Genomic DNA, 1,738 nt, shown 5'->3' on the forward strand with positions numbered 1-1,738 from the left:
AAAGTAAACTGTTGGGATAACTTTGTATTCAACACCACTACTTGTGCCTGGGAAAACAAGGGAATACAATCTATTGCCCCAAGTATTTCATCAGTTATTCAACCAACGTGTTCAATTACAACAGGAACTATTGTGTTAAATGATTTGCCGTCAGGCAATTGGATAATTAACCCGGGGAATATCACCGGAAATACTGTTTCGACTACTATTGCCGGTTTGATTTCAGGAACAACATACCAATTTAATGTCACAAATGAGGTAGGATGTGTTTCGCTGGATACTCAACCAATTTTAATTCAAAATAGTATTTGTGCTAATACTGAAACTACTCCAAAAATCAATGGACTAACAGGAGGCACAACCTCACCACTTACATCGAACGATACATTAAATGGAGTTCAGGTTGTTATTGGCAACAATTCAGGCCAAGTAAGTTTGACAGGAGTAACCGTACCAACTGGATTAATATTGAATCCAGACGGTACGGTAACCGTTCAGCCATCCACTCCTGCAGGAAATTACAATGTAACTTATACAATCTGTGAAGTTGTTAATTCTACAAATTGTGATACTGTCACTAGCATCGTCGTTGTTGGAGCAGCTGAAATAATAGCTAAAAATGATATAATTACTGTTGACAATACATTTAATGCAGTTATAATTACACCCTTCAATCGAGACCATGGGAATGGAGTAGATACTCTCAACGGACTACCTGTAACATTAGATCTGATTACAGTAACAGTAACTGATATTGTATTACCTAATGGACAAAGTTACCCAGTACCAAAAGTAGATACTGTTACGAATGAAATAGTAATTCCCGCAAGCGTTCCGGCAGGATTTTACTCCATAAATTATACTATTTGTGAAAAATTAAATCCGAATAACTGCTCAGATGCAACAATCACTATTACGGTTAACAACCCTGTGATACTTGCCACTGATGATACATTCCCTACAATTAATGGAAATATTGGCTCATCAAACATAGGAAATGTTTTATTTAAAAACCCAAACACTGTTGACTCCATCAATGGGATAGATGCTAACATAAATTTGGTCAATATAAAACTAATAGCACCAGCAATACCGAAAAGTAATGGCGCACTAATACCATTTTTAAATACAGCAACAGGTGACGTTGAAGTTCCAAGCAATACTCCTGCAGGAACATACACAATTACATATTCTATTTGTGATAAAATTAATCCAACGGTATGTGATGAAGCAATTGCAACAATTAATGTGGTGACCATTGATGCAGTAGACGACGGCTTGTATGAAGTAATAAGTTTAACAGGAAAAACAATAAACAGTGTTTTGTTGAATGATTCATTTAATGGTGTAATTCTATCCCCAAGCACTTATAATACAATAGTTCTTAAGCCAATAATTCTGCCTAACGGTTTTACTTTGAAATCGGATGGTACAATAGATGTAGCAGCTGGTGTACCTGTAGGTATCTATACTATAACATATGAAATATGCACTAAGAACAGTCCAACTCTTTGTGACCAAGCTATCGTGAAAATTAAAGTTGAAAATTTACCAGCTCCAGCTCCTCCTGTTGTTTTTGCAGACGATGATAACCTAGGGGGAATAGATGGAAGTAATGGCACAAAAAATGTTATCTCTATTTTATCAAATGATTTTATTGATTTAACGCCTGCTACGATAAATAATGTAAACATAAACATTATCACTCCGGATGCTACTGGTAGTTTGATACTAAATC

At 35.7% G+C, this 1,738-nt stretch carries 1 pseudogene; it reads left to right on the top strand.

Going from position 1 to position 1,738, the window contains the following annotated elements:
• A pseudogene (locus tag ACSVH7_RS15100) lies at positions 1-1,738 on the top strand (hypothetical protein); the annotation flags it as partial.

The organism is Flavobacterium sp. TSSA_36, assembly GCF_051547165.1.
Lineage (GTDB): Bacteria > Bacteroidota > Bacteroidia > Flavobacteriales > Flavobacteriaceae > Flavobacterium.